The 1674-nt window shown below is 67.4% G+C and carries 1 protein-coding gene and 1 pseudogene; both read right to left on the minus strand.

What is annotated here, in order from left to right; all coding sequences use genetic code 11:
- Positions 1-776, minus strand: a 776-nt coding sequence (locus tag AB0N17_RS46530; RefSeq protein ID WP_366017711.1) for a polysaccharide deacetylase family protein, incomplete at its 3' end; no start/stop codon positions are given.
- A 578-nt stretch (positions 777-1354) separates the two neighbouring features.
- Positions 1355-1674: pseudogene (locus AB0N17_RS46535) on the minus strand (hypothetical protein); the annotation flags it as partial.

Genomic DNA, 1674 nt, shown 5'->3' on the forward strand with positions numbered 1-1674 from the left:
GCGTCGTAGCGCCAACCGAGCTCACGGGCGGTGGGCAGCAGCTGGTCCTGGCCGAGCAGACAGGGGGTGCGGCCGCCGGCGAGCTCCTTGTCGTAGTCGAACGGCATAGGGTCCAGGTGATGCCAGCCGGTGTTCGTCTTCCACTGCTTCACGAAGGCCTTCGCCTGGTCGATCTCGCTGCGCCACTGCTTGGGCGTCCAGTTCGCGACCGTGCCGTAGCCGCCGCAGAAATGACCGTTGAAGTGGGTGCCGATTTCGTGGCCCTCGAGCCAGGCGCGGCGCACGTTGGTGAGCGTGGCTTTGATGTGGTCGTTGTTCAGGAAGCCGATGTCGGAGGCGCCCCGCGGGTTGTTCGGCGGGAGATACATGCGCTTCTTGTCCTCCGGTAGCAGGTAGAGCCCGGAGAGGAAGAAGGTCATGTGCGCGCCGTACTGTTTGGCGAGGTCCAGGAAGCGCGGGAACAGGCCGTTACCGACCTCGCCAGCCCCGTCCCAGGAGAAGATGACGAACTGCGGCGGGGTCTCGCCACGTTCCAGCGGCACCGGTTTGGCGGGCTGGAAGGGCTGAGTGCCGGTGAACGACGTCGAGCCGTCGCCGATGAAGCGCAGGGGCTTCGCCGTACTCTTGCCGCTCGATCCCCCGCCCGAGCCGGAACCGCCGCTGTGCTCTGGGTCGTCCGACGACGTGAGGCTGCCACAGCCCGAAAGCCCGACGGCGGCCGCGGCGCCGGCGCCGAGGCCGAGGCCGAGTGTTCTCCTGCGGGAGAAGGTGTGCATGAGATCCCCGATCTGTCACGTCCCCTGGTAGTCGCCCATTCAGAGGGCGTGACGAACAGGGTGGTTCCGCAGCCGCTTATGGACTTCGCAACAAAAGACGACGTGCAGCAGGACGTCGGCCTACTCGTGGACGGGTGAGCGGGCGATGACACGTCCCGCTTTGGCTCCCGCGCTGAGCTGTGGGCGAGCTTCCGGCAGTGTCGCCGGAGCAACAGGAGTGGCAGCTCACACCCGGGCCCGATGAGTCAGGCTCGCCAGGGCGCGGTTCGTACAGCGACCGGCCGCAGGGGAACCGCACAAGCTCAGTGGCCTCGTGCAAGTCGCCCGCCAGCTCAACGAGCGCCCCCGGCCGAGGCGATGCGAGACTGTTCAACAGCACTCGATTACGACTGATGCGCAAACGATCAGTGGGAGCCGCCGGGCATACACCTTCTCACTGGGGCCAAACGGTCGTGACGATCCCAGTTCTCCCCCATGCGCCGCCCCGGAGCGCGCATGACTTACGGGCCCAGAAGGCGGCGGGGGTGCCCCGCGAACCACCCTGGGACCCCAGTTCCTTCGATGTGACTGATGCGACCTCAGGGGCGAGCCGGGATCCTGCCTTCGGCGATGGGCCACTCGCGGGAGACGATCGGGAAGACGATGCGCTTCGACGGGCCGATGCCGATGATCGTGAACGGCAGCTGTGCGTACAGGGAACACTCCAGGGCCACACCGCCGTACAGCTTCCATGTGCCGCGCCGCCGGACTCCGGTCCCCGGAACCAGTTCGGGATGCGCGGCCGTTGCCCGCAGATAGGGACCGAAGAACGCGTCGACGCCAACGGCGTCGTACTCGTACGACGGCGGGTTACCGCTTGCGCGCCACCGCGCCGTACCCGGGGATGACGCCGTCGTCC

This window comes from Streptomyces sp. NPDC051133, from assembly GCF_040682635.1.
Taxonomy (GTDB): domain Bacteria; phylum Actinomycetota; class Actinomycetes; order Streptomycetales; family Streptomycetaceae; genus Streptomyces.